This is a genomic window from Mesorhizobium sp. MC2-1-1 (genome assembly GCF_057597255.1).
The window spans coordinates 1,113,171-1,138,770 of record NZ_CP195205.1 but is presented as its reverse complement, the minus strand read 5'-3'; the positions used below and the strand labels follow the sequence as shown (position 1 = coordinate 1,138,770).

Sequence of the window (25,600 nt, the reverse complement as noted above, 5' to 3'; positions counted from 1 at the left end):
GTGTCCCTCCGGGTTGTTGAAGCGGTCGATGCCCCCGAGGACGGATGGAGGAAGAGGATTCCGACAGGGGTGGGGAAAATTGTGCGAGGCGGGACGCCGTGCCTCTCCTTCTCCCCTTGTGGGAGAAGGTGGATCGGCGCGATAGCGCCGAGACGGATGAGGGGTGTTCCAGCGGAGTGAGACGCTGGCTTTCCCTGGAACACCCCTCATCCGTCGCCTACGGGGACACCTTCTCCCACAAGGGGAGAAGGGTGAGCCCGCCCTACCCCGCCTTCGCCTGCGGCGGGTGGCTGATCGACTCCCGCACGGTGCCGTATTCGGCGCCCCAGCGGTCGGTCATGTCGCAGCGTATGTCCCACAACTCGGGGAAGAAGCGATGGCGGGCGCCGCCTTCGAGGATTTCCACCGGCCTGCCCTTCAGCGACTTCGCGCCCAGCCCGATCGAACGGTGGATCAGATAGAGGTGGTTGGCGCGGAATTTCTGGAACAGCTCGTCGAACTCGATCAGCGCCTCTGCCACGACATAGGCGTCGCCATGATCGTAATGCTCGTCATAGATGTCCGCGACCGTCAGCCCGCGGCCGTCGAGATAGGCATGCTTGAAGGCCCGCCAGAGATCCGGCGGCAGGCGCAAGAGGAACTTGAAGCCCGGCGATTCCTGGCCGCTGCCATTGCCGAGCTGCAGGCGGATCTGCTGGTATTCCTTGGGCGACATGGTCTCCAGCAGATCGAGCTGCGCCGTCATCATGCGCATCAGCCGGTGCACGCGGCCCATCAGCGTGACGATGCGGTGCGTGTCCTCACTCTCCAGGTAATCGAGCACATCGACCAGAGTGTAAGCGATGAGCTTCATCCACAGCTCCTCGACCTGATGCACGATCTGGAACTGCAGTTCGTCGGCATTGACCATCTCGGAGAGCGGCTTCTGGCAGGTCAGCAGCTTGTCGCACTGGAGGTAGACGCCGTAGTCGCGCATCTCCGGCGCCTCGATGCGGGCGTGATAATCCGTCTTGTCCATGGCGCAGCCTCCTCGCGGGCGGGGTTTTCGACCGTGCGGCGAGGATAGCGTTTTCGACTTGAACATTGTTCCTTTCTGTTATCCAGATGGCGTGAAATGAAGGACGACTTCAGTTCTTTGTCGCCACTGTGGAGAACGAACGATGCTGGATGCTGTCGACCGCAGGATAGTCGCCGCGCTCGAGCGCGACGCGAGGCTCTCCTTCGGAGAGCTCGCCGAGGAAGTCGGCCTGAGCAAGACGCCGTGCTGGAAGCGGGTGAAGGCGCTGGAAGAGGCGGGCGTCATCCGCGGATACTCGACCCGCATCGATCCGGCGGCAATCGGCTTCGGCATCGAGGCCTTCATCCAGGTGTCGATCGACTTCGAGGTGTCAGACGCCTTCGAGGCGGCGGTGAAGAAGCACCCGCTGATCCGCCGCTGCTATGCCACGACCGGCGAGGCCGACTATCTTCTGCAGATCGTCACCGTCGACATGAGGGCGCTCGACCGCATGTTGCGCGAGGAACTAAGCCGCCTGCCCGGCGTGCGCCGCACCGTGACATCGATGGCGATGCGCGAGATCAAGGGCGACATCTCCTTTGCCGAGGCGGCGGGGCGCGCGCTGAGGGGATAGGTCGGGCGCCCCGGAGCCGTGGGCGCAGCGCGTCCAGTCCTTACAGAGGGGAACTTTCTCGGCATGGGGACCCGAACGAACGCTATGGCCGAATTTCGGCAGCGAAGCCGGGCTTCGCGGCAGCGGCCGGCTCGGCCACCCGCGCCGCATCTTCCTTTTCCGCATCCGCCTTGCGCTTCGGGCATTCCTCGAAGTCATGGTCGCGGCCGCCGCAATAGGAGCAGCATTTGGCGGGAGCGTCTTGGTTGAACATCGAGGTCATTCCCCAGAATGCACGAGAACGTTTCCGGTTGCAGCAATTGCGTGAAGAGCGTGCAATCGCCGTTCAGCCCTATGCCCGACATCCGAGTCAAAGGAGCTCGCCGCTCGTGCAGCGGGCTCCGATCGATCGCCGCCTGCTTGCGGGCCGGTGGCGAACGGCCCGGACGGCCCAAACTGACGCCGCGACCACGCGCACGCCGAGCACGGCATGCGTATTATCGTGTTCCTATCGGCCGCGAGGCCAGCAGCCTGGGCGACACGATCAACCAGGGGTCCGCCGACGAGATTTATCCATTCCTCCCATTCCGCGAACATCGAGAAGCGTCGCAGGCACCAGCGCGCTGGGCACAATGCCGACGCTTCCATCGAGGCGCAAGGCGGCGTGCGGAGGGCGCCGGTTGCGCGCGGCGGCGGCTGCCTGCGTGCCAGGCACGGGAAAGTCGGAATTTCAGGGCCAGGCCGATCAGCCGCCGAAATCGCTTGGGTTCTCGGCCCCGAGCTGCGGTACGACGATTGCCTCCAGCGGCGCGTCGAGCGTCCATTTCAAACTGCCGGGCGAGCGTTCGAGGCTGGAAGAACCGCCCAGCGACTGCGGGGTCACCCGCTGCAGCACCACCGTCCCGAAGCCCTTGCGTTCGCCGGCCGCCTTGTCCTTGCCTGTCTTCTGCGCGGTTCCAGTTCCTGCCGCGCTGGAAGTCTCTTGCCACAAGAGATGAAAGCGACGCCGCGCATCCGGGCCGGGCTCGACCTTCCAGGTGATTTCGACATGGCCGCCATCGGCGACAAGGGCGCCATATTTGGAGGAGTTGGTGCCGAGCTCATGGAAGGCCATGCCGAGATTCTGCACCGCATTCGACTGCAGCGTCAGCAGTGGCCCGGAAAGCGAAATGCGCTCCTCGTGGCCGAAGGGCTTCAAATGCTCCTGGACGAGGTCGAACAGGCTGGCGCCGGCCCATTCCGAGGTGACCAGAAGGTCGTGCGAGCGCGACAGCGCCATGATGCGCGCGCGGATCATCTGCTCGAACTCGCCGGGATCGGTCGAGCGTTTGCTGGTCTCCCTGACCATGGACAGGATCACCGCGAACTGATTCTTCACGCGGTGGTTGACCTCGCGCATCAGAAGCCGGATGCGGCGCTCGCTCTCCTTGGCGGAGGTGATATCGCGGGCGATCTGCGATGCGCCGACGATCTCGCCGGCGCTGTTCCTGATGGGCGAGACGGTGATCGACACGGCGATCAACGAACCGTCCTTGCGCTTGCGCGTCGTCTCAAGGCTGCCGACCCCCTCGCCCCGGCGGATGCGGCCGATGATGTCGGCTTCCTCATGGTGCATGTGCTCCGGGATCAAGGTCAGGATCGACTGGCCGATGGCTTCCTCGGCGGTATAACCGAACATGCGTTCGGCCGCGTGGTTCCAATCGGTTATGATGCTGTTCAGATCCTTGCCGATAACCGCATCGTAGGAGGAGTCGACGATAGCCGCGAGGCGAGCGTCGGCATCGGCGTTCGGGCGAAAGATCCCCCCTTGGTTCGACATGCGCATCAATTAGGGCCGGTTGAAATCAAGGCAATGTCTCGGTCGCTTCCGCTTACGGCTTTGAGTCGCCTGAACCATCGTCTGCTTTCCTGTCCAGCGATATCACGCCGAAATCCTGCGACCGCGAGCCAGCACCGGCCGTCAAAAACCCATCCGAGGAAAGCCCCCGACGCAGGAGCTCGCGCACCGCCGCCGATCGGCTCGGCATGCGCTTTTCGAAACGCCAGTTCTCCAGAGCCGCCAACTCCTCGTCGGTCAGCATGATCTGCAACCGTTGCGGTCGTTCGAGCTCAGCCATGCCTGCCTCCCTCACAGACAACAAAGCCATGAATGAGAATGCCATGAATGAGTAAGTGTCTCATTATGAATAGAAGTAGGGTTTGCCTCATAGGACGTCAAGGATGCATGAATCGTGAAGGACGGCCTAATCTAACGATACCAAAGTTGCATCGAAACCACATTTGTTGTTCTTTGCTAACTTATTGATTTATCTATTGCTTTCGTCATTTTTTGCTTGCCTTCCATGCTTTTCGGGCGCATGGTTGCGAGCGAGGGATAACCTCCAGGAAGGAGGCTTTCCATGTTCCAACGATTTTCCATGCGATTGCGCGACGACGCTCACCACAGAGTCCAGCAGGCTTTGCGGATCAAGGGTATCGTCAACATCATCCGACTTTCGGAAGAAATCCGGCTGAACAATCTGGTCGAAAACATCGCCCGGGAAGACATCGAAGATCTCGTGATGCAGATTGCCCAGCTTTACGGCGCGCCGATCGAGTTCGACGATGAGGCGCTGACGGCGCTCGACCTCCCCGGCGACTTCGGCAAAGACAACCGCAACGACCTCGAAAAGATGCTGGATGGTCGCGCCTGTGGCGGTGAAGCCTCCGGTGATCTGCTGCAGTTGCGAGGGGAAAAATCGTAGGACGCCGGCCTAGTGGGCGTCGGCATCTCGCTCAGGCGCTCTTGCGACGTTTCTGAACGGTTTTCTTTGGTGGAGCTGCGGGCGGCGGCGCATCGGCTTCCTGGGCCAGCCGCGCAGCGCGCAAGCGCTCCGTCTTGGCGGTCCTGGTCTTTGCTTCAAGGTCCAATATCTGCCGAGCCACACGAGAGGTCGTGTCGGTCTTGGCTTCCGTGCGGGATTGGGCCGGTTTGAACAGGCCGTTGTCCGGTAGGGATTTCATTTGTTTTCTCCTCAATCAAAAAAGGCCGGGCAAAGCCCGACCTTCTCCAACGCGCCTCTGCGGCCGATGCCAGTACATCCGTGGTCAAAAGACCCCGAGGCGCTGTGATCAGGCGGCTTGCAGATTCTCTGCCGAGCTCTTGCCGCTGCGGGCGTCCTTCACGACGTCGAAGTTCACCTTCTGGCCTTCGACGAGAGAGCGCAGTCCTGCGCGCTCGACGGCCGAGATATGAACGAACACGTCCGGCTGGCCGCCGCCCTGCTCGATAAAGCCAAAACCCTTGGTGGAATTGAAAAACTTCACGGTTCCAGTAGTCATTGCGATCTCCTTACAAATCGACGCAAAATTATGCGCGCCAGGCAAATGCCAAGCGACGCAATCTTCGAAATTGAGAGGGAAGATCGTAGGAGCGCAGTTTTGCGCGTAAACAACATTCTGTCAGCAAGATCGATTTGCAACATATAGCGCTTAATTTTGCCACCGGCAAGGGCTCATGGAATAATACTATCCAAAACGCCGGCTTTCGAAGCGATGGCAGCCCTGTCAAATTGGAACGACCGTCCCCACAGAACGTTGGATTCCTGGACCGGACGACGCGTCGGTTTCATGGATGGGACAGCAATGGCCAGCAGGAACGACAATCAAACTTCCCACGATGTGGTGAAGCGTCTTGTGCGGGAGACAGGCGTCAGCGAAGCACAGGCACGCGAGCTCGTCCGCCTTATCGGCCTGGACTGGAGTTCCCTCGTCCGCGAGGCCAAATTAATCGCTTCGGCGCCCCGAGACTAAGTCCGGCTTCGGCCCCTTGATTCAGTCGAGGACGTCGCGGCTGGCGCTTGTGAGGCGCCGCCCGACGCGCCTGCCGGAGAGGTCGGCTAAGTTCACCGGCAATGCGAGGTCGTTCGAGGCGGCAAGGCTGAGCGCCCCGCAACTCTCCAAGGCGACCCCGAGAAGGCGACCCAGAGGCGCAAGCGCCCCCCCAAAGGGTGCCGCCCTTTCGGCACCTGCTCTTCCGGATCATCATGACGGGCAGAGATATTGCGGGCGAATAGCTTTTCGGCAGGAACCTCACGACGGCGCTGTCGTTAGCACCTTGTGTGCAACAGGAGGTCCAGCAAATGGATTGGAACCGCGTCGAAGGCAATTGGAAGCAGGTGAAGGGCAAGGTCAAGGAACAGTGGGGCAAGCTCACCGACGACGACCTCGACCGGATCGCGGGCAAGCGCGACCAGCTCGAAGGCAAGATCCAGGAACGCTACGGCATCGAGAAGGATCGCGTGCGCCGCGACATCGATGACTGGTACGGCCGCCAGGGCTGGTAGCAGCCGGCTCGACAAAGGGCGTTGCCTCACGGGCAGCGCCCTTTTTGCGCGAGCCGTTCAAGCTTGCGCGAGGCGCTCCCGTATCTCCATTTCGATCCCGCGATCGAGCGGCAGGGGCGGATCGACGGGTCCGCCATGTCCAAGCTCCACCAGCGCGGCGGCGTCGCGACGGAATTTTTGCAGCGACACCGTACGGCCCTGCTCAAGCCAGCCGGCAGCATGCAGGATGAAGTGCGACCCCGACGCCAGCGCCGCCGAAACCACCCTCCCCCCTTCCGCGCCGGATTGCGCATCGTCGACCTTGGCCGATGTGATGGCGCCGTCGCCCCGCACGGGCACGCCGAGCCGCCTCCCAAGTCCGGCGGCGTAGAACTGGACGAGCTGCGATGCCGGATCGCCGAAATTGGGCAGCATCCGGCGCATGTCGAACGGATAGGCGAGGATGCCCATCACCACCGGCGCGCCTGGGCGCCAGAGCTGCGCCAGTGCCAGGCCGGCAAGCACCTCTGCATAGCCCTGGATCAGCGCGCCAGCCACGGTGACGGGCGCCGTGGCGCCCATCATCATGTAGGACGAGACCATGCTCGCCTCGCCCCTCAGCGCGATTGTCCGCAAGCACTTCAACGGGTTCGGCCAATAGGTGAGCGGCGGCGTGGCGTTGATCAGGTGGACAAGGGCGCATTCGCCGGGACGCGACGGCCTGCCAATCGCGGCCGCCGTCAGGTCGATTACCGCCTCGGCCGCCGCCGGGGAGGCAATGCTTCCCATGAACGGCTTGTCGGAACCGGTGAGATGCGCAAGCAGCATCTCAAGCGGCCGACGTTCCTCGGCGACATCCTCCATGACGCAGATCATCTGCCCGGTGTTGGTCAGCCGGGGGGAGGCATGCGCGGCGGCGACGAGCCGGGCATAGATTTGCCGACTGCCGGCCGCCCTCGCCCCATTGTCGAGCACGACATTGGGTGCGCCGTAGATCGGCGCGAAGACGGGCGCCGCGCCTTCGCCGACCGGGGTGTCCCGTGTGGGATTCCTGGCCCGCAGCAGGAACCTCGCCGGCGCATGCCGGCGCACGATGCGGCGCAGCTCAGCCCCGTCCAAGCGCACGATATCGCCGGTCGGCACGCCACCGGCCTGCTTCAAGAGGTCGATGGTCTGAGGATCGTCAAGGAAACGGATGCCGGTTTCCTCGAGCACACGGTCGGCCGCCCTCTCGATCGCCTCCAGCCCGGCCTCGTCGCGCTCGGGACGATAGGCCGCGGCGATGAAATCCGCTGCTTCGCGATGTTCACGAGCCGATGAAGCCGACATGGAAATCCTCGCCCGACGCGGCAGATATGGCGGCCCGGGCATTCCACATTATCCGGTTCGGCTTGCCTTCGCGCCCCTCCCGGCGCGGCACCTTGCGTCGCTTCCCAAAAGGTGGGCGCCGAAGCCGGCGAAGCGCTTTCATCGGCATTTCGCGGGAGAAAAAGCGCCGGGCTATCAAATGTTAGCGCACTTTGCCCAACAACCCCATACCTCGTCAAACGCGCCTGTTTTGAATCACTTGTGACATCCCCTGTGACTGGGCCGCTCGGTCCGCTCATGGAAGACATGAATGCTTGAATCGCTTTTCCTGAACCTCGGCCAGCACGACAGCCTGTCGGATGAGGAGCAATCCCTGCTCGGCGATTTGATGGCCGGCGAGCGCAGCTTCGCCGCCGGCCAGGACATCGTCGCTTCGGGATCGCGGCCGGCCTACAGCACGCTCATCCTCGACGGCCTGGCGGCCCGCTACAAGGTGCTTGCCGATGGCGGCCGGCAGTTCACCTCGCTGCAGGTGCCGGGCGATTTCGTCGACCTCTATGCCTTTCTGCTGAAGACCATGGACCACGGCGTCATCGCGCTCTCGCCCTGTCGCGTGGTCCTGGCCGATCATTCGAAGCTGCGCAGCATAACCGAGCGGGCGCCGCATTTGACGCGGCTTTTGTGGCTCGACACGCTGATCGACGGCGCCATCCACCGCGAATGGATCGTCGCCATGGGGCGGCGCTCGAAGGTCTCGCATCTGGCGCATCTGTTCTGCGAGCTGTTCGTCAGGCTGCAAGTGGTGAAGCGCACCAACGACATGAGCTTCCACCTGCCCGTATCCCAGGCCGAGCTCGCCGATGTGCTGGGCCTGTCGGTCGTGCACATGAACCGCGTCATAAGCGCGTTGCGCAACAGCGGCGTCATCGTGTGGGCCAACCATACGGTAACGATCCTCGACTGGCAGAGGCTGCAGCAGATCGCCGAGTTCGACCCGATCTATCTCTCGATGACGCGCGAGCCGCGCTGACGGCAATCGCTGTCGAATGCCGTGGGAGCTGCGCCAAAGGTGTTCGGTGCCTCGGCCGCAAGACCAATCGCGCATGGACAACACGAAGATCGGCCCGCCCCTCCCTGCTTGAGAATCTCGCCCGGCAATCTCTCGCCTTGGAACATTCAGGTGCCGACGAAGTTCATCTTGCGCACGATGGCTCGGTCTTTCGCGATGGCAGATTATCTGACGCTTCCGGCAGTCTTCCACAACCTGTTCCGCGTGGTCATTGAAACGCCGCGTGGATCGGCCGCCAAGCTCGCCTATGAGCCGAAGACCGGCGTGTTCGAATATTCCCGCCCGCTACCCGTGGGTAACACCTATCCCTATGACTGGGGCTTCGTGCCATCGACGCTGGGAGACGATGGCGATCCGCTCGACGGGCTCGTGATCCACCAGGCCGCCAGCGCTCCGGGCGTCGTCATTAAATGCGATCTGCTGGGCGCGCTCGCTGTAAAGCAGCGCGATCCCGACGGCTCGAAGGTCCGCAACGACAGGTATATTTTCTGCCCTCACAAGGAAGACGCGCAGGATGAGCCCGTGGCGTCCGCCGAGGTGCCCGAGCATCTTCGCCGCGAAATAGAGCAGTTCTTCCTTTCCTCGGTGCTGGGCACCGGCAAGAAGATCAAACTGAAGGGCTGGAAGAACGCCGCCGAAGCCAACGCCTCGCTGACGAAGGGGATGGAATCCTTCGAGCGAAAACGCGCCCGCTGATCGGACGCCCGATGCCTGTTTCCCGTCCCATCCCCGCCAATGCCGTGCATATCTGCGTCGACATGCAGCGCATGTTCATGCCCCCCGGTCCATGGGCGGTGGAATGGTTTCCGCAGACCCTGCCCAAGATTGTCCGGCTTGCGCAAAGGAGGCCGGCGCGAACAATATTCACGCGCTTCATTCCGGCGATGCGACCGGGAGATGGCCACGGCCAGTGGCGCAGCTACTACGAACGCTGGGCGGAAATGACGCTTCAGAACGCAGGCGCCGACATTATCGAATTGGCGCCGGAGCTGAAGAGCTTTGTCCCGCCGGCACGACAATTCGATAAGCCCGTCTACTCGCCCTGGTTCGACGGCAAGCTGGGCCGCGCACTCCTGGCGGAAGACGCCGAGACCATAATCGTCAGCGGAGGCGAGGCCGATATGTGCGTCCTGGCGACGCTGCTCGGAGCCATCGATTTCGGCTTTCGCACGATACTGGCCGAAGACGCGATCTGCAGCACTTCCGACGAAGCCTATGACGCCATCTTGAGGCTGTTCACCAAAAGATATTCGCATCACGTGGAAGTTGCCCCGGTCGATGAAATCCTGGATTTCTGGGTCTAGCCCATGTCGAATGCCGGCCGACTAAACAAATGTGGATGTAGGTGCCGCACCGCGATGCAAGGGTGGCGACCGCATGGAGCCGATCGATCGTCGCTCCAATTTCCCATGTCTTCGTTCGCCGTTGCTCCCTGATGAACAGCCTCCTCAACGCAAACGCGCAACCCACCCCGAACGGCGCCGCCCATGCCTCGGCAGCGGTGGCCGCGCCCTCGAGCCACTAAGGAACTGCAAGCGATGACCGAAGTCGGTTCACGGGTAGAGAAAGACCAAAGCAACACTGTGGCAAAAGGCCCGTTTCAACGGCTCCTCCGCACGATCGGGCCCGGCTTCATCACCGGCGCTTCGGACGACGATCCGTCCGGCATCGGGACCTACAGCCAGGCCGGCGCCCAGCTCGGCTTCAACATCGGCTGGTCCATGCTGTTCACCTTCCCGCTGATGGCTGCGATCCAGGAGATCGCCGCCCGCATCGGACGCACCACGGGCGAGGGTATCTCCGGGAACCTCCGCCGGCATTATCCGGCTTCGCTGCTATACCTGGTCGTGACGTTTCTGTTCGTCGCCAACGTCATCAACATCGGCGCCGATCTCAGCGCCATGGCTGATGCGCTGAAACTGCTGGTCGGCGGCCCGAGCCCGGTCTACGTCGTCGCGTTCGCGATCATCTGCGTGTGCGCGATCGTCTTCCTCGACTACACCCGATATGTGAAAGTCCTCAAATGGACCACGCTGAGCCTGTTCGCCTATGTCGTCGCGATGTTCGCGGCGGATGTGCCGTGGGTTGAGGCGGCCAAGGGGCTGTTCATTCCGCATATCGAATGGAGCGGCGCCTTCGCCACCACGCTGCTCGCGATCCTGGGCACGACCATCTCGCCTTATCTGTTCTTCTGGCAAGCCTCGCAGGAGGTGGAGGAGGAAGAGGTCAAGCCAACCGCCAAGCCGTTGAGGTGGGCGCCCTGGCAGGCCTCAAGGGCCTTCCGGCGGATCCGCGCCGACACGCTGGTCGGAATGGCCTTTTCGAACCTGATCGCCATCGCGATCGTGTTCACCACGGCCGCCACCCTCCACAAGGCAGGAGTGACGGACATTGCTTCGTCCACGGACGCGGCCAAGGCGTTGGAGCCGGCGGCCGGCAAGTTCGCCTTCATAATCTTCTCGGCCGGAATCATCGGCACCGGACTTCTGGCGGTCCCAGTGCTGGCCGGTTCGGCGGCCTTCGCCGTCGGCGAAACGCTGCACTGGCGGGTCGGGCTGCGGCGCAGGCCGAAGGAGGCGGTCGCATTCTACGCAACGCTTGCCGCCGCGACGGCCCTTGGCACCGGCATCATGTTCACCCCCATCGACCCAATCAAGGCGCTTTACTGGAGCGCGGTTATCAACGGCATGTGCGCCGTCCCGGTCATGGTCGTCATGATGCTGATGTCCGCCCGTAAGGACATCATGGGGGAATTCCCGGTCCGGGGCTGGCTGCGCGCCCTTGGCTGGCTGTCGACATTGGCCATGGCAGCCGCTTCGGCAGGCCTCGTCGCGCAATGGCTCTTGTAAGGCCTGTCAAATCTGTCAGCCCTTGAAGTATCCGGCGGAGCTTTGACGATGGCCGTTGTCATCCTCTCGCGTGCCGACGGTCCTCGCTCAACGGGCTCGTTCGATACCCGGCGCCGCAAAAAAACGGCGGCTCAAAGAGCCGCCGTTTCTTGTTTATCGACAGGCTTCAGTTTGCGCCGCCGAGTTCCTTGGTCATCTTGCAGAAATTGTCGTGCTGCTTGGCGATGGTCTCGTCGCCGCAGTCCTTCTTTATGGACGCACGGTCTTCTTCCGTCAGGGCCATCCATGCCTTTTTGAACTCATCGCCCGATCTCATCGTCTTCATTCCCGCATCGGTGAAGAAAGGCGACATCTTTTGCGGATCGTCCAAAGCCGACGTACCGGTGGAACCGCCGGCCATGGCCGCGCCGGTCGCAAGCGAAAGGGCGATCGCGCTCATGCAAAGCATCTTGGTATTCATCTGTCTGCTCCCTGCCATGGTTGGAAATAACTGCTATTGGGAAGCGCTCTTTCCGGCAAAAAGTTCCAGGCGAAATCAAATAAATGCCGCCGCGCGGGTTGCCGCTCGTCATCCTATCAGGTCAAACCTTTCGTGCTGCTTCCGATCTGTTCGCGGCAGTCAATAACAATTGAGTTTCCTGGCCGCTTTTCGGCAAAGATTCTCTCGGGAACAAGTTCGGGAAAACTGTGTTGGGTGGTTATCCACCCACTCAGGAGATGCAGATATGGCGACGACGAAAGCGGCCTCGAAGAAAGGCCTCAATGAACTTTTCCACGACACGCTGAAGGACATCTACTTCGCCGAGAAGAAGATCCTGGCGACGCTGCCCAAGATGGCCAAGGCGGCGCGGGACGACGCGCTGAGGGCCGCCTTCGAAAAGCATCGCGCCCAGACCGAAGAACATGTCGCGCGTCTCGAGGAGGTTTTCGAGGTGATCGACAAGAAGCCGGTGGGCAAGACCTGCGCCGCCATCATGGGCATCACTGAAGAAGGCGCAGAGATCATGGACGAGTACAAGGGCTCGCCCTCGCTGGACGCCGGCCTGCTGGCCGCCGCCCAAGCCGTCGAGCATTATGAGATCTCGCGCTACGGCACGCTCAGGACCTGGGCGCAGGAACTCGGTCTGACGGAAGCCGTAACCTTGCTCGACAAGACGCTGAATGAGGAAAAGGAAACCGACGCGGCGCTTACCCAATTGGCGGAGTCCGCAGTCAACGTGGCGGCTGAGGCTGCCTGAACTCAGGCTGGCAACACTGCCAATCGGGAAGAGCTGGCCTCGGCTTGTCTTTCCCTTGGCCTCGAGAGCGACCATGGAACGTCCCTGGGGGCGGGCGTTGCATGGTCGATGAGGCATTCGCGATGAAGAGAGCACCGCTTCACCTGCTCAAGGGCATAGGTTACCTGATCTCGACGATCAGCGTGACGCTGCTTGCAATCGTCAGCTGGTCGAGCGCGTCGCAAAGCCCGCTGCTGCTTGCCTGCCTGATCGGCGGCGCCATCACCTCCATCGCCGGCATGTTTTGTCGCTGGCTTTCCTACGAGATCGAGAAGCGTCGGGAAGAGCGGTAGCCTCGAGGGCCGATGCCCACTCGGATTGATTTCCAGGGCTCGATTTCACCGACCGCGCTTGAGGGGAGCGTCGGAAGGCCTGTGGCCATTTGCGGTCACGACCCTGGCCAGGTCCTTGCGGCTGCCGCGGCGCACCGAATAGGCCCGGGTGATTTCGGCACCGAAGAGAAAGATCTGCGCCGAATAATAGACCCAGACCAGCACCACCATCAGTGCGCCGGCGGCCCCGTAGGAGCTGGCGATGGAGCTGGTGCCGATATACCAGCCGATCAGCGACTTGCCGATCGTGAACAGCAGCGCCGTGACCAGGGCGCCGATGCCGACATCGCGCCATTCAAGCGCGCGGTCCGGCAGGATCTTGTAGATCGCGGCGAATAGCGATGCGATCAGCACGAAGGAGACGATCGTGTTGACGGCACTGACGATCAGTTCTCCGAACGGCAGGTTGCGGTCAATCATTGCGCCCAGCGCGGAAATCGCGGCGCTTGCCGCCAGCGACACCAAGAGCAGAAAGCCCAGCGCCGCCACGAGGCCAAGGCTCGCGGCCCTCGCCCGCACCATGCGCGACAGCGACACGCCGCCAGGCTTCACTTTCCAGATTTCGTTGAGCGATTGCTGCATCTCGCCAAAGACGCCCGAGGCGGTGACGAAAAGCGTGACCAGGCCGATCAGCGTGGCAAGCGTGCTTGACCAGCGGTGGGCCGCGCTCTGGATCGTGGCCTTCAGCAGGTCGGCGGCCTGCGGCCCCATCACACCCGAAATCTCGGCCGACAGCGCGACCTGGGCAGCATCGTTGCCGATGACGACACCGGCGATCGCCACGACGATCAAAAGGATCGGCGCCAGTGACGTCGTGGCATAGAAGGCGATTGCCGCGCCGTGGCTAAGCGCGTTGTCGTCGATATAGCCGGCGAGGCTTTCTTTCAGGATCATCCAGCCCTCTTGGGCCCAGCGAGGCGCCGTGCCCTCACCTGCGTGGAAGCGTGCCGGGCGCGATCTGGCGTGGGGCTTCTTGGATGGAGCCTTGTCGGATCCTGTCTTGTCGGATCGTGCCTTGTCAGATCGTATCTTGTCGGATCGTGTCTTGCCTACCATTCAATGCCCCAAGCCGGATGCGGAGCGGGCCGGGTGGGACAAGAGCTCGACTGCCTTTTCGTTGGCCAGGGCGGGAAGCCGGAGAAACCAGCCCTGTTCTCTTTGCCACCAGGTCCGGCTGACGCGGCCCGCAAAACACAACCCGGCCCCGGTGCCTTGGTTCCGGCGAACAAGATGGTTGCCGAACAAAAAAGGCCCGCCCGGCAGCCAGTAGGCCGGGCGGGCAAGATCGGGCTTATTGGCGCCCGAGGGCGAAAGGCTCGAGGAATCGGTAAGCCCGGCGCCCCGACGCCTAACACAAAGGGGGTACCGTCAGTTCCGTGACGGCAAACTGATGGAACGCGCGTCGAGGCACCGAATTTTGCAATGCCGGAGAATGAGCTTATAGTTAGCTGACTAAATGATTCACGGCTCGGTGTACCGATGGCAAAGAAGAAAGAGCGCCAGGCTGCTCCAGGCATTGGCGAGGCCTCAGCCGCTGAAATCAGCGAGGCGCTTTATTTCGCCCGCAAGTGCGGCCTCACGCCCGAAGAAGCATTGCGAATAATGCGCGAGGCCGCCGTCTCGTCCGCCGTCAAGATTGCCGTGGGCGAGAAGCAGAAGCACTGACTTCCAATCATGGAGGAGGCCGCGACTTACTGTCCGGTCTGCGGAGGCACCTCGCCGGGCTTTATCACCGGCATGTCGCTGCCGGTCGGCGGTGGCGTTGTCGCGTTCTGGTCGCCGGTCGGCGGCGGCTTCAGGACGCCTCCGCAATTCCGGAGCTGCTTGGACAATTCATCCGTATCGGCCTGCTGCTTCTGTTTGTCCTGCTGGCCGTTGGAGTCGGGCTTGGCTTGGCAGTCCTGTGTCGGCTGACCCTGGGGTTGGGCAGCGGTCTGCGCCGCAGCAGGCATGCCCGAAAGCAGCGTAACGGCCGCGATGAGAAGGGCTTTTCTCATGGGATCCTCCGGGTGTCAGTAGCCACCGATGATCGGCAGGATCTCGCCGGTGATGTAGCTGGAGCATTGCGGCGAGGCCAGGAACACGTAGGCCGGCGCGATCTCCTCCGGCTGGGCAGGCCGCTTCATCGGCGTCTTGGCGCCGAATTGCGAAACGTCCTCGGCCTCCTTCTCCGACGGGTTGAGCGGCGTCCAGACCGGACCGGGCGCCACAGCGTTGACGCGGATGCCCTTGCCGATGAGGTTGCCTGAGAGCGCGCGGGTGAAGGCGTGGATGCCGCCCTTGGTCATCGAGTAATCGACCAGTTCCTTCGAACCCTCGATGCCCGTGACCGAACCGGTGTTGACGATCGCCGAGCCCGGCTTCATGTGCGGCACAGCTTCCTGCGCCATATGGAAATAGCCGTAGAGATTGGTCTTCAGCGTGGTGTCGAAATGCGCTTCGGTGAGGTCGGCGAAGTCAGCCGAGTGGACCTGGAAAGCGGCGTTGTTGACCAGCACGTCCAGTTTGCCGAAGGCCTTCACCGTCTCGGCCACCGCCTTGCGGCAGAAGGCGCGCTTGGCGACGTCGCCGCGCAAGATGATGCAGCGCCTGCCCTCGGCCTCGACGGCCTGCCTCGTTGCCTTGGCGTCGCGATCCTCGCTGAGATAGACGATGGCGACATCGGCGCCCTCGCGCGCGAAGAGCACGGCGACCGCGCGGCCGATGCCGGAATCGCCGCCTGTGACCAGCGCGACCTTGTCCTTGAGCTTGCCGGAGCCTTGCCAGAACGGCGCATCATAAAGCGGCGCGGGCTCGATCGCCCATTCTTCGCCAGGCTTCGCATGATGCTGTTTCGGGAAAGGCGGCGCAGGGTAGCGGCGCGCTCCCGCCTGCATGGCGCCCGCCGCTTTCGGCTTCGGCCCGGCGCGATCGACGGCGTCGACCTTGCGCTGGACCGCACGCTGCCTGCGCGCCGTCTTCGCCGTGTCCGTCTTCTTGCCGGCGGGTGACTTCTTGGGACTGTCGGTCTTTGTTCGACTGCTGGTCGGCATGGTGGTCTCCTTTCAGGGGGACAACGCATGCCGACGAAAAAGGTTGGCCTTGTTCCACCGAGCTCGGCCGGTTGCTTCGACATATCAAAGTTAAATGCGGCCGCACGGCCGCGCTGCTAACCCTTCGTCCCTGGGGGGACTCTTCAGGAGGAGTCCCATGGACGTTCGAACTCTCATCGGCAGCCTTTCGGCTGCTTTGCTGCGCCGGCGCGCGGCCGCGCCACCAGTTCCGGCCGGGGCGATCCGCGCCTCGCTGGCCGATGTGCCGCTCAGGCCGCGCCCGCGTCCGCCGCACCGGCCGGCGCCCCCTGCCCGGCCCGCGAGCAACATGTAGCTGCCGAACCGCCGGGCGGATGCAACCGTCTGGCGTAGACGCCGTTTACAACCATCCCCTACTCATCTGGTGAACCAATGAAGTCCTTGCGTCTGAACAGCCCGCTTTTCATCTTCGCCGCCGCCATGGTCACGGCCGCGCCCTGCGTCGGCTTCGCCTGGCGCACGCGTGAATGGCTCGGATGGTGAACGACCGATGAGCCGTTTCCTGCCGCTCACCATCCGCTTCGTCAGCGGCGGCACGATGGTGGTCACCACCGTCGCCGAGGCAAAGAAGGCGCTTGCCGGAACCTGGAAGAACAAGGAGGCGCCGGATTATCTCAAGGCGGCACGACTGGTCGACGAAGCCATCGCGGGCACCTGCCGGCCGGTCGTCGCCTTTGCCGCCTTCAAGAAGGTTGCCGCGGAGCAGGGCCTGCTGAGGCCTGCGCAGCCGAGCGCGGCGCTCACCATGCTGGACGAATTGTGGACTCGAACAAAAATGCCGCCCGGCTAGACGTTTATCTCGGCTCGCGCGTCATGCTGAGATAGGTGGGATCGAACTCGGCGAGCCCGACCAGGCGCTGCCAGTCGAGAATCTCGATGGTGTGGTTCGTCCAGTTTATCACGTTCATGCGGCGCAGCGTGCCGATGACCCGGTTCATGTGGACCACGGACAGGCCGAGCACGTCGGCGAGCTGGGCCTGCGACAGCGGCAGATGGAAGCTCATGTCGCGCGTCTTCTTGACCACCTGCAGCCTGACGAACAGTTCACATATCAAATGAGCGAGGTGCGAGGTCTTGGAGCGTCGCCCCATGGCCACGATCCATTCGCGGTGAATGGCGCCATCGACGAGCGTGTCCAGCCATAGCAGCCGGGTCAGATGCGGCGCCTGTTCGGTGATCGCTTTCAGCTTGCCATGATCGGCGGCGAGCACATGACAGGGCGAGAGCGCTGTGATGCCGTGATCCATGGTCTTGAGCAGGAAGGCATGCAGGTCGACGAAATCGCCGGGGACCTGCAGCGAGGTGAACTGACGGCCGCCATCCTCCAGCACTTTGTAGCGCGCGGCGAGCCCGTCGATAATCAACGTGCTGAACCCCGGGCGCGTGCCTTCAGAAACGATGTCCTCGCCGGCGGCGACATATTTCTCGACCGACGTGGCGCTCGTCAGCAGCGCCTTCTCTTCTTCCGACAAGGCGTCGTGCTGGCCGAGGTTGAGATAAAGGGATTCCAGCATCCGGAGTCCTCCATTCGCAGCAGCAACGCCGCAGACAGCGGGCTGGTTGCAGGCAGGCCGTGCCGCAAGGCGATATCACCGATCTCATCTCGGAACGAGCATCACCGATTTCTTCTCAGAATCATATGTTTGGATGTTTGGAACCATGGCCGCGCTGGAGAATTGAAGGTTGAAATGCCGGGGAAGTACCGATGCAACGCTTCTACTTCGACGTGTACAACACCGAGCACAGCCAGTTCGACAGTGACGGGCAACTCTTTGCCAGCCGTGAGCGCGCCGGCTTGGAGGCGCTGCGAATCCTGCACGACGTCGCTCGCGACGAAATGCCGGGCGGCAGCCATCTTGCGATAACCGTGAAGGTGCTGAACGAGCGGCGCGACCAGATTTTCGAAGCGTCGCTGAAGCTCGAGTCAGCGTGGACGTGAGATGACGCCGGTTCGACCAGGCGTCCCGCGGGCCCCGCTTTATGCCAAAATCAGGTAAAGCAGCGGCATGGCCGCCAGGCCGATCGCCATTGCGACGAGCGTGACATGACCCAGGCGCTCGGCGCGCCTTGCAATGTCGGCGACCTCGTCCTCGTCGTTGATGACATCGAGGAATGAAAGATCGATCTGCGCGACGGGTTGGTTGTCATTGGCTGGCAGGCTTTCGGCATCCTGCCGGGCGGGCTTGGTAGAGATATAGGTCAAAACGTCGTCTCGCTCTGAAGCCGGCTGCGCGGCTTTCTCGTTGATGGAATTGGTGCCCGCCGGAATTGCGCGGGGAAGATCGGCGGGCACCAGTGCGGCCGGCGATAGAGGGGGCTTTCTCGTCGGCCGCTCACCAAATCCACAAAGAGTCCGTTGGTTGCATAAGCCAGCCCAATGCGCTGGATGGGTCAGACTTCAGTCTGGCGTGGTCGCAGAATGTCTTTTCCGGCGCCGCGATTGGTCATCGCGGTTCCTATGGCTCTGCTGGCCGGTCTTGACGTGCTGTTCGTGGGGATCGCCTTTGTTGGGCATATCGAATCTCCGTTGGTTCGGATTTTACTGAGGGTGGATTCAGCCCGGCCGCAAGAGCGGCCAGCGCTGAGTTCAAAAATCGCGTCCGAGTTGCGGGCGCCATTGTGTTGGGGGCGCCATTGTCCCTCCCGCGCGTTCCGATGGAACCTCTTCGCCATTCCCCAGTTGCCTAGAAGCAGTCCGCGGCGGGTTTTCCGGGAATTGCGTCAGAACACGAAAAAGCAGCCGTCGCACGATGTTCCAACGGAGGCACCAATGTCCTTGCACACACTTCATCCCGAGCGCGTCGATGAGACCCGCATGCAGGCCTATTCGACCTTCGGTCCCCTGCTCGTCCACGCCTTGGCGCAAAAGCTGGCGCGCTGCCAGGGCATGCGGGAACTGGACAGGGTCGAACAGTCGCTGGTGCGGCTGATCGAGGAAACCGACGTATCCGCCCCGCATGCCGAAGCCATAAAGGAGTTCGCGGTCGAGCTCGTCGTATCGACGCTGCGCAACGTGCGCGAGCATCCCGACGCAAAGCGCGACCTGGAAGAGATCGACAGCCGCCGCACGCAAGGCCGCTCGGAGAATCCGGATACGCTGGAAGAGCAGCTGCAGTCCGGCCTCGAGGATTCTTTTCCGGCAAGCGATCCGCCGGCCGTGGTCTCCACCGCGATCACCGGCGGCTCGAAGGATATCGTCGGCACCGACGAGGTGCTGCGCCGCAAGAAGGAAGCACGCCGCGCGCAGTCGACGCCGGTGGGATGACGCGGAGCGGGCGGCAGGAGTAACCGATGATCCAGGCAAAGGGGAACATTCCGCATCGCCCCGGCGCGGGTCATGCGCCGGGCGGCAAGCTGCCAGTCGAGGGCGGCGACGATCCCGACGTGCGGTTCATGGCGGATAACACCGATCTGTCGCCGAAGCAGGCGCGCGAGTTGATCCGGGAGCACGGACATGATCGCGACAAGCTGCCGGGGATCGCACGAACCATGAAGGCTGAGAGCTGACCGCTCTCTCAAATCGCAGATGAGGCAGATATGAGCAACAACACACCACGTCCGGGGCCGCCCGGAACAACCGATCAATGGCCGCGCTGGGAAGGCCCGAAGGCCAACCGGCCGCGCGGCTATGTGCCGCCGCAGGACGATCCCGACGAGAACCGCGACGCCGCAGGCGAGAACAACAAGGACCCGGAACGGTCCGATCTCGGCGACGCCGCAAAGAAGAAGGAAACCTGAAGCGCATCCCCGGCTTCATTCAGTGCAACGAGGAGCAGACAAATGCCACGTGGCGACAAATCGAAATACACCGACAAGCAGGAACGCAAGGCCGACCATATCGCCGAGGGCTACGAGAAGCGCGGCGTTTCCGAAAAGGAAGCCGAGCGGCGCGCCTGGGCGACCGTCAACAAGGATGACGGCGGCGGCAAGAAGGAAGGCGGCTCCGGCCGCGGCAAGCACACCGGCCATCCGGCCGCGCACAAGGGCGGCAAGATGGGCGGCAAGGCTTCGAGCGAGCGCTCCGCGGCTGATCGGTCGGCCTCGGCCAGGAAGGCGGCCGCGACGCGCAAGCGCAATGCGGAGCGCCACGCGCATCACTGAGGAGTCCCCTTCTCCCCACGGGGGGCGGGAGTGATCCTACAGCGGCATCTCCGAGGTCTGCTTGATCGTCTGGCTGGGGACGTCCGTCTTGACGTTCTGGACGCCCTTGATGCGGCTCAGATGCTCAGACTGGAAGCGGCGGTAGTCGTCGATGCCGGCGGCGACGATGCGCACCATGGCGTCGCAGTCGCCCAGCATCAGGTAGCACTCCATCACCTCGGGGAATTTCGCCACCTCGGCGGCGAAGTGCTCGATCGTGTCCTCGTCCTGCTGCTTGAGCCAGATGCGTGTGAAGAAGGTCTGGCCGCGGCCGATCTTGGCCGGATTGAGGACTGCGACATAGCGGTCGATGACGCCGGCCTCCTCCAGGAGCTTGACGCGGCGCAGGCAAGGCGACGGCGACAGGCCGACCTCCCTGGCCAGATCGTTGTTGGCCATGCGCCCGTCGCGCTGCAGGGCGCGCAGGATGCGCCTGTCTATCTCGTCAAGCTTCATGGTTCCCGATTCCAATCATTCTACTGATCGCGCTATCTTATGCCAAACTCTGTCAGAATCGACGCATCTTCGCAACCCGATTGCCGGGCATTTGGGATATGGTCCGGCGACCGATAACCCACAACCGACCGGGAGGACGGCGGCCGCGAGGCCTGCCGCGGGCAAAGCCATGAGCGTTTCCGAGATCGCCCTCGCCAAGGGCCGGGCCAACGAGCGCGGCGCAGAGTTCCGACGCGGGCTCGCCGCCTCGGTGCCCGTGCTGCTCGGCATTGTCCCCTATGCGCTGGTGCTCGGCGCGCAGGCCGCGCAGAAGGGCCTTTCCGTCGTCGAGGTGCCGCTGATGACCGGCCTCAATTTCGCCGGCGGCTCGGAATTCGCCGCCATCCAGCTCTGGACCTCGCCTCCGCACATCCTGCTGATCGCCGCGATCACCTTGCTGGTCAACAGCCGGCATTTCCTGATGGGCGCGGCACTTGCCCCGTTCATAAAGCACTTGCCGAAGCGCAAGGTTTTCCCGGCCCTGTTCCTGATGTGTGACGAGAGCTGGGCAGTCGGCCTCGCCGATGCGCGGCGCCGCGTTGCCGCGGGCGTGCGGCCGGCCTTCAGCCTGCCTTTCTATCTGGGCGCCGCCCTGCCCTTCTACCTCGCCTGGGTCGCGTTCACGACCTGCGGCGCCGCGCTCGGGCCGGTGCTAGGCGACGTCGAGAAATACGGCTTCGCCATGGCCTTCCCGGCCGTCTTCCTGGTGCTGCTTCGGGGCATGTGGAAAGGCTTTGCCGCGGCGCGGCCATGGCTGGTCAGCCTGGGGGTGGCGGCGCTCACCTATCTCGTCGTGCCCGGCGCCTGGTATGTGGCGGCCGGCGCGCTGTCCGGCCTGGTGGCAGCGTGGCTCCTGGCAGGTGACGAATGATCGACCCGATGACAGTGCTCGCCATCATGGCGATGGCCGGAGTGACCTATCTCACCCGTATCGGCGGCTACCTGATGCTGAAGGACCGCGCCCTCGGCGCGCGCGCCACGGCGGTGATGGAAGCCGCGCCGGGCTGTGTGCTGATCTCGGTGATCGCGCCGGACTTCGTCTCGAAGAATCCGGCCGACCTCGCGGCGCTCGCCATCACCCTGCTTGCCGCCACACGGCTGTCAATGCTGCCGACGGTGGTGATCGGGGTCGCTTCGGCGGGCGTGCTCAAGTGGCTGATGGGCTAGCCGGCGCCGGAGCCGCGACCTCCGCCCGGAGATCGCAAATCCGGCGCGGATACTCAGTCGTCGCCGCCGCCGCCACCGCCGCCACCGCCGCCGCCGCCACCGCCGCCGCCGTCATGGCCGCCGCTGTCGCCGCCACTTTCGCCGCTGCCCCCGCCTTGGCTATGATCGCCCTCGCTGTTGTCCCCCGCATCGTCACCCTGGTCCGCCTGTTGCGAGCCGGCGTCGACGCTATCGTCGCCCTGTTGATTTCCGGAGGTGGCCTGATCATCCTCCTGGCTGCCCGTGGCACTCTGCTCTTGATCGCCCTGCCCCGGTGCGGTCACCTGATCGCTCTGCAGGGGTGCGGCGCCGTGATCGGAGCTCGCGAGCGCCGGCTGCGCCGCCAGAATGCCAAGCAAGGAGACCGAAGCCGCCAGCAGCAAGGGAAAAGCCTTCATTTGATCTCCTTCCGGCCCGCGAGCCACGGTGTCGATGGTTGATCATCCATCCAGCCGCGTTACGACGCCCTTAAGCGGGCGATTCGAATTTTAGCTATCGCTTATTTATACATGCTGCCGGGCAGGCAGTGTCAATCCGCCCGTCGCCCGCGCCACGATCGCCTCCAGGGGCTCGGGCCGGTGCAGGAAATAGCCCTGGCCATAAGCGACGCCCATGCCCATGAGTATCTCCAGCGCGTCTTTCTCCTCGACCTTCTCGGCCACCACGGCGGCGCCCATCGAGCGGGCGATGGCGGCGATCGCCGAAACGATCTCGCGGTCGAAGCGGCTGTCGGCGATGTGCTCGACGAAGGAGCCATCGATCTTGATGGCGTCGATGGGAAAGCGCCTGAGGTATTCGAACGAGCTCATGCCGGCGCCGAAATCGTCGAGGCTGACGCGGCAACGACGCAGCCTCGCCTTGCGCACGAACTCCGCCGCGGCATCGAAATTGGTGACTGCGGCGGTCTCGGTGATCTCGAAACCGATGGCCGATGCCGGCGCGCCGCTCTCCGCCATGGCCTCGTCGACGAAATCCCAGAGCTGCGGATCGGACAGCGCCTGGGCCGAAAGATTGAAGTCAAGCGAGATGCCGCCCGTGCCCATCGCCTCGCCATAGCGTGTCAGCGCGGTGCGGATGATCCAGCGGTCGAGCCGGGCGGCAAGGCCGAAGCGTTCGGCGACAGGCATGAAGTCTCCGGGCGGGACTATCTTGCCTGTGCGGGCCTCGAGCCTGGCCAACACCTCGACGTGGCGGTTGTCTCCCCACGGCTGGCCGAGCCGGTGGATCTCCTGGCCGAACAACTTCAGCCGGCCGTCCTCCATCGCGTCGACAAGATCGGCTGCCAGCCGCGCGGCGTTGAGGCCGCCGGCGCCCGCCGTCGTTTCCGGCGAGAATACGGCGAACCGGTCGCGGCCGCCTGCCTTGGCGGCGTAGCAAGCGTCGTCGGCGCAGGCGAGCGCGTCGGCCACGGCCATGTTGCGGTCGCGCACGAAGGCGATGCCGATGCTGGCGGCAAGCTTGCGCGAGGTGACAGCCGACCCGAGATCGGCATCGCGCACCGCGTCGAGCACGACGCGGGCAAGTCGCTCGGCGCAGTCTTCATTGCAGTTCGGCACCAGCAGCGCGAATTCGTCGCCGCCAAGGCGCGCCGCATGCGCCGACGCCGGCAGGCTGGCGAGGATGCCCGCCGCGACGCTCTTCAGCGCGAGGTCGCCGGCGGCATGGCCGGCGTAGTCGTTGAGCGCCTTGAAGTAGTCGAGGTCGACATAGAACACGGCGAGCGGCAGGCGCTCGGCCATGGAGATGTTCTGGGCAAGCAGCCGGTCGAAGGCGGATCGGTTCAGAAGGCCGGTCAGCGCATCGTGACGCGCGGCAAAGGCTAGTTCCTCGGCGCGCTGCTTCTCCTCGGTTATGTCGCGAACGGTGCCGAGGACCTGGCCGGCCGAACCGACATCGGCGATGAAGCGCAGCAGCGATTCGACGTGGCGGACCACGCCATCGCGGCGGATGATGCGATATTGCACGGCCACGACACCGGTCGCGCCGGGCCCGATCAGATGGGCCCGCTCGGCGGCTTCCTTATCGTCGGGATGCAGGTAGGTGGCCCAATGGTCGGCCGCCACCTCATCGGTATCGGCAACCAGGCCGAACATCTCCCGGGTGCGGGCGTCCCAATAGCTTTTCCTTGTGCCGATATCGTGATGCCAGATGCCGGTTCCGCTGGCGGCGAGCGCCAGGCGGAAGCGGGCATTGACCTGCTCGAGCGCCGCCTCGGCCTCTTTCTGCCGGGTGATGTCGGTCTGGACGCCCATCACCCTGAGCGGCTTGCCGTCGGCGTCGCGCTCGACGATGCCGCCGCGATCGAGCACCCAAACCCAATGGCCGTCCTTGTGGCGCAGGCGCAGCTCTGTCTCGATGGAACCGACCATGCCGGCAATGTGCCGCTCGCCGCTTTCCTGCGCCCGCTGCCTGTCGTCGGGATGGGTGAGCCGCAACCAGAGGTCCGGCGTGCTGGCGAGTTCGCCCGGCTCGTAGCCCAGCATCTTCGACCATGTCGGCGAATAGTAGCAGTCGCCGGTCGACAGATTCCAGTCCCACAAGCCGAGCTGAGCGCGGTCAAGCGCCACAGCCCAGAACTTGCCGTCACGTTTACTGTCGTCCGTCATTGTTGTTCTTGCCGTCCTCCTGTCGCGACAATACTGCATGACAGCAGAGAAGAAAGCGTTACCGGGGATATCCGCCATTGCCGTCCCCGAGCACGACGCGCAAGGCCGCGCGGCAGCGGCGCCGCGCAATCACGCGCGAAACTTCGTCGCTCTGCGTCTGGCAAGTTCACGATAAAGCGCCTCGGGACTGACACCGATTTGCTGGGCGACGACGGACCAGTGCCCCTTTGCGGGCAGGCTGCCGTGCCAGGCGATCCAGGCGTCGAGCCGGGCTGCAACGGTCTTGAGGAAAAGAATCTCGGCCTGGAGCCTGGCCTGCTGGACCTCGCGGGCCAGATGACGCGCCCACACCACCGCCAGTTCCGGATCCTGCTGGAGGCGCGTTCGCAGGGTGGCGCGCGGAATGGCCCACGTCAGGGCAGCCGTTTCGGCGCGGGCGTCGCAATGATACTGGTTCGAATATATCGAGGCTTCGGCCAGGATCGAGGCCGGCCCGGCACGCTGCAGCACCAGAATCGAGCCATTGTCCTGATGTCGAATGAGATGGATGACGCCTGAACGCACCGCGTGGATGTTGCGGATCGGATCGCCGAAATGAAACACCTGCTCGCCGGCGGCGAATTCGCATAGGCGGCCGGGAAGATTGTCCAGCAAGGCAAACAGCGAAGGCGACATGATCTCTATCATGTCGCCTGGAGCTCCGGCATGGCAAGCATGTTCTATGACAGGAGAGAATGTCGATGTTCCGTGCGCTTGACCTTGCCGCCTTTGCCCTTGCCGCAAGCCTTGTCCCCGCCGCAGCCTTTGCCCAGCAGAGCCAGAACAGCCAGACGATGCACCACCAGATGATGCATCGTCTGCCCAAGGGCCAGGCGGCGCCGATGCAGCCGGGACAGGATGCCTTCGCCGCGATCCAGGAGATCGTCGCAATCCTGGAGGCGGATCCGAAAACCGATTGGTCGAAGGTGGATATCGATGCGCTGCGCAGCCACCTGGTGGACATGAATGCTGTGATGATGGCCGCGACTGTGACCGAACAGCCTATCGACGGCGGCATGAAGTTTGCCGTGACGGGGTCAGGACCGACGCGGGATTCAATCCGCCGGATGGTCAACGCCCATGCCGCCACGATGAACGGCGTGGGCAAGTGGCGGTTCGTGGCGGCGGATACCGAGGATGGCGCGACGCTCAGCGTCTTTGCTCCCGAGGCCGACCGCGCGAAGCTGCACGGACTTGGCTTCTTCGGCATCCTGACAGTGGGAATGCACCATCAGGAACATCATATGATGATTGCACGCGGCGAAAACCCGCACGGCTGATCACAAGCCCGCCG

Annotated in this window: 37 protein-coding genes; 20 read left to right on the top strand and 17 right to left on the bottom strand. The window is 63.6% G+C overall.

What is annotated here, in order from left to right; translation table 11 throughout:
• Positions 1 to 262: 262 nt before the first annotated feature.
• Positions 263 to 1,018 carry a tryptophan 2,3-dioxygenase family protein gene (locus ACR64R_RS05775; RefSeq protein ID WP_487360726.1) on the bottom strand — a complete coding sequence of 252 codons (756 nt, stop codon included), beginning with the start codon at positions 1,016 to 1,018 and terminating at the stop codon, positions 263 to 265.
• Positions 1,019 to 1,160: 142 nt separating this feature from the next.
• On the opposite strand from ACR64R_RS05775, the gene ACR64R_RS05770 reads away from it, so the two are divergent.
• On the top strand, positions 1,161 to 1,631 hold the full coding sequence (locus tag ACR64R_RS05770; protein ID WP_487360725.1) for an Lrp/AsnC family transcriptional regulator: 471 nt from the start codon (positions 1,161 to 1,163) through the stop codon (positions 1,629 to 1,631).
• Positions 1,632 to 1,713: 82 nt separating this feature from the next.
• Here the strand turns inward: ACR64R_RS05770 and ACR64R_RS05765 are convergent, their stop codons facing one another.
• The 3 genes from ACR64R_RS05765 to ACR64R_RS05755 all read right to left on the bottom strand — a co-directional run bounded on the left by ACR64R_RS05765 (position 1,714) and on the right by ACR64R_RS05755 (position 3,727).
• Complete coding sequence (locus tag ACR64R_RS05765; RefSeq protein WP_487360724.1) at positions 1,714 to 1,884, bottom strand: hypothetical protein; 171 nt, start codon at positions 1,882 to 1,884, stop codon at positions 1,714 to 1,716.
• Positions 1,885 to 2,355: 471 nt separating this feature from the next.
• Complete coding sequence (locus ACR64R_RS05760) at positions 2,356 to 3,435, bottom strand: sensor histidine kinase (protein WP_487360723.1); 1,080 nt, start codon at positions 3,433 to 3,435, stop codon at positions 2,356 to 2,358.
• A 46-nt stretch (positions 3,436 to 3,481) separates the two neighbouring features.
• Positions 3,482 to 3,727 (bottom strand): hypothetical protein, encoded by a 246-nt coding sequence (locus ACR64R_RS05755; RefSeq protein ID WP_487360722.1) that lies wholly within the window; start codon positions 3,725 to 3,727, stop codon positions 3,482 to 3,484.
• A 282-nt stretch (positions 3,728 to 4,009) separates the two neighbouring features.
• Between ACR64R_RS05755 and ACR64R_RS05750 the strand changes: the two genes are divergently transcribed.
• The gene (locus ACR64R_RS05750) at positions 4,010 to 4,354 is read left to right on the top strand and encodes a hypothetical protein (RefSeq protein ID WP_487360721.1); all 345 of its coding nucleotides are present in this window, start codon (positions 4,010 to 4,012) and stop codon (positions 4,352 to 4,354) included.
• A gap of 31 nt (positions 4,355 to 4,385) precedes the next feature.
• Here the strand turns inward: ACR64R_RS05750 and ACR64R_RS05745 are convergent, their stop codons facing one another.
• On the bottom strand, positions 4,386 to 4,613 hold the full coding sequence (locus ACR64R_RS05745; RefSeq protein ID WP_487360720.1) for a hypothetical protein: 228 nt from the start codon (positions 4,611 to 4,613) through the stop codon (positions 4,386 to 4,388).
• A gap of 108 nt (positions 4,614 to 4,721) precedes the next feature.
• The gene (locus tag ACR64R_RS05740; protein WP_487360719.1) at positions 4,722 to 4,931 is read right to left on the bottom strand and encodes a cold-shock protein; all 210 of its coding nucleotides are present in this window, start codon (positions 4,929 to 4,931) and stop codon (positions 4,722 to 4,724) included.
• A gap of 800 nt (positions 4,932 to 5,731) precedes the next feature.
• On the opposite strand from ACR64R_RS05740, the gene ACR64R_RS05735 reads away from it, so the two are divergent.
• Positions 5,732 to 5,935, top strand: a complete 204-nt coding sequence (locus ACR64R_RS05735) for a CsbD family protein (RefSeq protein WP_042640013.1) — start codon at positions 5,732 to 5,734, stop codon at positions 5,933 to 5,935.
• A 57-nt stretch (positions 5,936 to 5,992) separates the two neighbouring features.
• On the opposite strand, the gene ACR64R_RS05730 is transcribed toward ACR64R_RS05735, so the two are convergent.
• Positions 5,993 to 7,243, bottom strand: coding sequence for a trimethylamine methyltransferase family protein (locus ACR64R_RS05730; protein WP_487360718.1), 1,251 nt, complete (start codon positions 7,241 to 7,243; stop codon positions 5,993 to 5,995).
• 289 nt (positions 7,244 to 7,532) lie between these two features.
• Here ACR64R_RS05730 and ACR64R_RS05725 point away from each other — a divergent pair, with 289 nt between their 5' ends.
• From ACR64R_RS05725 to ACR64R_RS05710, 4 genes are all read left to right on the top strand, one after another.
• A complete protein-coding gene (locus tag ACR64R_RS05725; protein WP_487360717.1) occupies positions 7,533 to 8,252 on the top strand; it encodes a Crp/Fnr family transcriptional regulator in 720 nt (239 codons plus the stop codon).
• 150 nt (positions 8,253 to 8,402) lie between these two features.
• On the top strand, positions 8,403 to 8,987 hold the full coding sequence (locus tag ACR64R_RS05720) for an inorganic diphosphatase (RefSeq protein WP_487360716.1): 585 nt from the start codon (positions 8,403 to 8,405) through the stop codon (positions 8,985 to 8,987).
• A gap of 11 nt (positions 8,988 to 8,998) precedes the next feature.
• On the top strand, positions 8,999 to 9,595 hold the full coding sequence (locus tag ACR64R_RS05715) for a cysteine hydrolase family protein (RefSeq protein ID WP_487360715.1): 597 nt from the start codon (positions 8,999 to 9,001) through the stop codon (positions 9,593 to 9,595).
• 234 nt (positions 9,596 to 9,829) lie between these two features.
• Positions 9,830 to 11,140: an Nramp family divalent metal transporter gene (locus tag ACR64R_RS05710; protein ID WP_487360714.1), complete on the top strand. Its 1,311-nt coding sequence runs from the start codon at positions 9,830 to 9,832 to the stop codon at positions 11,138 to 11,140.
• Positions 11,141 to 11,306: 166 nt separating this feature from the next.
• On the opposite strand, the gene ACR64R_RS05705 is transcribed toward ACR64R_RS05710, so the two are convergent.
• The gene (locus ACR64R_RS05705; protein WP_487360713.1) at positions 11,307 to 11,600 is read right to left on the bottom strand and encodes a hypothetical protein; all 294 of its coding nucleotides are present in this window, start codon (positions 11,598 to 11,600) and stop codon (positions 11,307 to 11,309) included.
• Positions 11,601 to 11,865: 265 nt separating this feature from the next.
• Here ACR64R_RS05705 and ACR64R_RS05700 point away from each other — a divergent pair, with 265 nt between their 5' ends.
• Both ACR64R_RS05700 and ACR64R_RS05695 read left to right on the top strand, forming a co-directional pair.
• On the top strand, positions 11,866 to 12,378 hold the full coding sequence (locus ACR64R_RS05700) for a YciE/YciF ferroxidase family protein (RefSeq protein WP_487360712.1): 513 nt from the start codon (positions 11,866 to 11,868) through the stop codon (positions 12,376 to 12,378).
• 122 nt (positions 12,379 to 12,500) lie between these two features.
• Positions 12,501 to 12,710 carry a hypothetical protein gene (locus tag ACR64R_RS05695; protein ID WP_487360711.1) on the top strand — a complete coding sequence of 70 codons (210 nt, stop codon included), beginning with the start codon at positions 12,501 to 12,503 and terminating at the stop codon, positions 12,708 to 12,710.
• A gap of 45 nt (positions 12,711 to 12,755) precedes the next feature.
• On the opposite strand, the gene ACR64R_RS05690 is transcribed toward ACR64R_RS05695, so the two are convergent.
• A complete protein-coding gene (locus ACR64R_RS05690) occupies positions 12,756 to 13,643 on the bottom strand; it encodes a YihY/virulence factor BrkB family protein (RefSeq protein WP_487360710.1) in 888 nt (295 codons plus the stop codon).
• A gap of 585 nt (positions 13,644 to 14,228) precedes the next feature.
• Between ACR64R_RS05690 and ACR64R_RS05685 the strand changes: the two genes are divergently transcribed.
• Entirely contained in the window at positions 14,229 to 14,414 is a 186-nt protein-coding gene (locus tag ACR64R_RS05685; RefSeq protein WP_487360709.1) for a hypothetical protein, read from the top strand.
• Positions 14,415 to 14,440: 26 nt separating this feature from the next.
• Here ACR64R_RS05685 and ACR64R_RS05680 read toward each other — a convergent pair whose 3' ends face one another.
• Positions 14,441 to 14,746: a hypothetical protein gene (locus ACR64R_RS05680; RefSeq protein ID WP_487360708.1), complete on the bottom strand. Its 306-nt coding sequence runs from the start codon at positions 14,744 to 14,746 to the stop codon at positions 14,441 to 14,443.
• 15 nt (positions 14,747 to 14,761) lie between these two features.
• Positions 14,762 to 15,781, bottom strand: coding sequence for an SDR family oxidoreductase (locus ACR64R_RS05675; protein ID WP_487360707.1), 1,020 nt, complete (start codon positions 15,779 to 15,781; stop codon positions 14,762 to 14,764).
• Between the two features lie 157 nt (positions 15,782 to 15,938).
• Here ACR64R_RS05675 and ACR64R_RS05670 point away from each other — a divergent pair, with 157 nt between their 5' ends.
• The gene (locus ACR64R_RS05670; protein ID WP_487360706.1) at positions 15,939 to 16,115 is read left to right on the top strand and encodes a hypothetical protein; all 177 of its coding nucleotides are present in this window, start codon (positions 15,939 to 15,941) and stop codon (positions 16,113 to 16,115) included.
• A gap of 195 nt (positions 16,116 to 16,310) precedes the next feature.
• Positions 16,311 to 16,610, top strand: a complete 300-nt coding sequence (locus tag ACR64R_RS05665; RefSeq protein WP_487360705.1) for a DUF982 domain-containing protein — start codon at positions 16,311 to 16,313, stop codon at positions 16,608 to 16,610.
• A 4-nt stretch (positions 16,611 to 16,614) separates the two neighbouring features.
• On the opposite strand, the gene ACR64R_RS05660 is transcribed toward ACR64R_RS05665, so the two are convergent.
• Positions 16,615 to 17,334, bottom strand: a complete 720-nt coding sequence (locus ACR64R_RS05660; protein ID WP_487360704.1) for a Crp/Fnr family transcriptional regulator — start codon at positions 17,332 to 17,334, stop codon at positions 16,615 to 16,617.
• Positions 17,335 to 17,525: 191 nt separating this feature from the next.
• Here ACR64R_RS05660 and ACR64R_RS05655 point away from each other — a divergent pair, with 191 nt between their 5' ends.
• Positions 17,526 to 17,759 (top strand): DUF6894 family protein, encoded by a 234-nt coding sequence (locus ACR64R_RS05655; RefSeq protein ID WP_487360703.1) that lies wholly within the window; start codon positions 17,526 to 17,528, stop codon positions 17,757 to 17,759.
• A 39-nt stretch (positions 17,760 to 17,798) separates the two neighbouring features.
• On the opposite strand, the gene ACR64R_RS05650 is transcribed toward ACR64R_RS05655, so the two are convergent.
• Complete coding sequence (locus tag ACR64R_RS05650; protein WP_487360702.1) at positions 17,799 to 18,113, bottom strand: hypothetical protein; 315 nt, start codon at positions 18,111 to 18,113, stop codon at positions 17,799 to 17,801.
• A 477-nt stretch (positions 18,114 to 18,590) separates the two neighbouring features.
• Here ACR64R_RS05650 and ACR64R_RS05645 point away from each other — a divergent pair, with 477 nt between their 5' ends.
• From ACR64R_RS05645 to ACR64R_RS05630, 4 genes are read left to right on the top strand one after another with little or no spacing between them, the layout of a single operon-like run.
• Entirely contained in the window at positions 18,591 to 19,085 is a 495-nt protein-coding gene (locus ACR64R_RS05645) for a hypothetical protein (protein WP_487360701.1), read from the top strand.
• A gap of 26 nt (positions 19,086 to 19,111) precedes the next feature.
• The gene (locus ACR64R_RS05640) at positions 19,112 to 19,327 is read left to right on the top strand and encodes a hypothetical protein (RefSeq protein WP_487360700.1); all 216 of its coding nucleotides are present in this window, start codon (positions 19,112 to 19,114) and stop codon (positions 19,325 to 19,327) included.
• A gap of 30 nt (positions 19,328 to 19,357) precedes the next feature.
• Positions 19,358 to 19,558 (top strand): hypothetical protein, encoded by a 201-nt coding sequence (locus tag ACR64R_RS05635; protein WP_487360699.1) that lies wholly within the window; start codon positions 19,358 to 19,360, stop codon positions 19,556 to 19,558.
• Between the two features lie 42 nt (positions 19,559 to 19,600).
• A complete protein-coding gene (locus ACR64R_RS05630) occupies positions 19,601 to 19,921 on the top strand; it encodes a plasmid stabilization protein (protein ID WP_487360698.1) in 321 nt (106 codons plus the stop codon).
• Positions 19,922 to 19,957: 36 nt separating this feature from the next.
• Here the strand turns inward: ACR64R_RS05630 and ACR64R_RS05625 are convergent, their stop codons facing one another.
• Entirely contained in the window at positions 19,958 to 20,416 is a 459-nt protein-coding gene (locus tag ACR64R_RS05625) for an Lrp/AsnC family transcriptional regulator (protein WP_140640880.1), read from the bottom strand.
• A 169-nt stretch (positions 20,417 to 20,585) separates the two neighbouring features.
• Here ACR64R_RS05625 and ACR64R_RS05620 point away from each other — a divergent pair, with 169 nt between their 5' ends.
• Both ACR64R_RS05620 and ACR64R_RS05615 read left to right on the top strand, forming a co-directional pair.
• Positions 20,586 to 21,326, top strand: a complete 741-nt coding sequence (locus ACR64R_RS05620) for an AzlC family ABC transporter permease (protein WP_487360697.1) — start codon at positions 20,586 to 20,588, stop codon at positions 21,324 to 21,326.
• Positions 21,323 to 21,622, top strand: a complete 300-nt coding sequence (locus ACR64R_RS05615; protein WP_487360696.1) for an AzlD family protein — start codon at positions 21,323 to 21,325, stop codon at positions 21,620 to 21,622. Before ACR64R_RS05620 ends, ACR64R_RS05615 begins: the two co-directional genes overlap by 4 nt.
• Before the next feature lie 53 nt (positions 21,623 to 21,675).
• Here ACR64R_RS05615 and ACR64R_RS05610 read toward each other — a convergent pair whose 3' ends face one another.
• The 3 genes from ACR64R_RS05610 to ACR64R_RS05600 form a co-directional block, all read right to left on the bottom strand.
• Complete coding sequence (locus tag ACR64R_RS05610; protein ID WP_487360695.1) at positions 21,676 to 22,059, bottom strand: hypothetical protein; 384 nt, start codon at positions 22,057 to 22,059, stop codon at positions 21,676 to 21,678.
• Between the two features lie 105 nt (positions 22,060 to 22,164).
• Positions 22,165 to 24,267, bottom strand: a complete 2,103-nt coding sequence (locus ACR64R_RS05605) for an EAL domain-containing protein (protein ID WP_487360694.1) — start codon at positions 24,265 to 24,267, stop codon at positions 22,165 to 22,167.
• Positions 24,268 to 24,396: 129 nt separating this feature from the next.
• The gene (locus ACR64R_RS05600; RefSeq protein WP_487360693.1) at positions 24,397 to 24,954 is read right to left on the bottom strand and encodes a Crp/Fnr family transcriptional regulator; all 558 of its coding nucleotides are present in this window, start codon (positions 24,952 to 24,954) and stop codon (positions 24,397 to 24,399) included.
• Between the two features lie 53 nt (positions 24,955 to 25,007).
• Here ACR64R_RS05600 and ACR64R_RS05595 point away from each other — a divergent pair, with 53 nt between their 5' ends.
• Positions 25,008 to 25,586, top strand: coding sequence for a hypothetical protein (locus ACR64R_RS05595; protein WP_487360692.1), 579 nt, complete (start codon positions 25,008 to 25,010; stop codon positions 25,584 to 25,586).
• Positions 25,587 to 25,600: the final 14 nt, after the last annotated feature.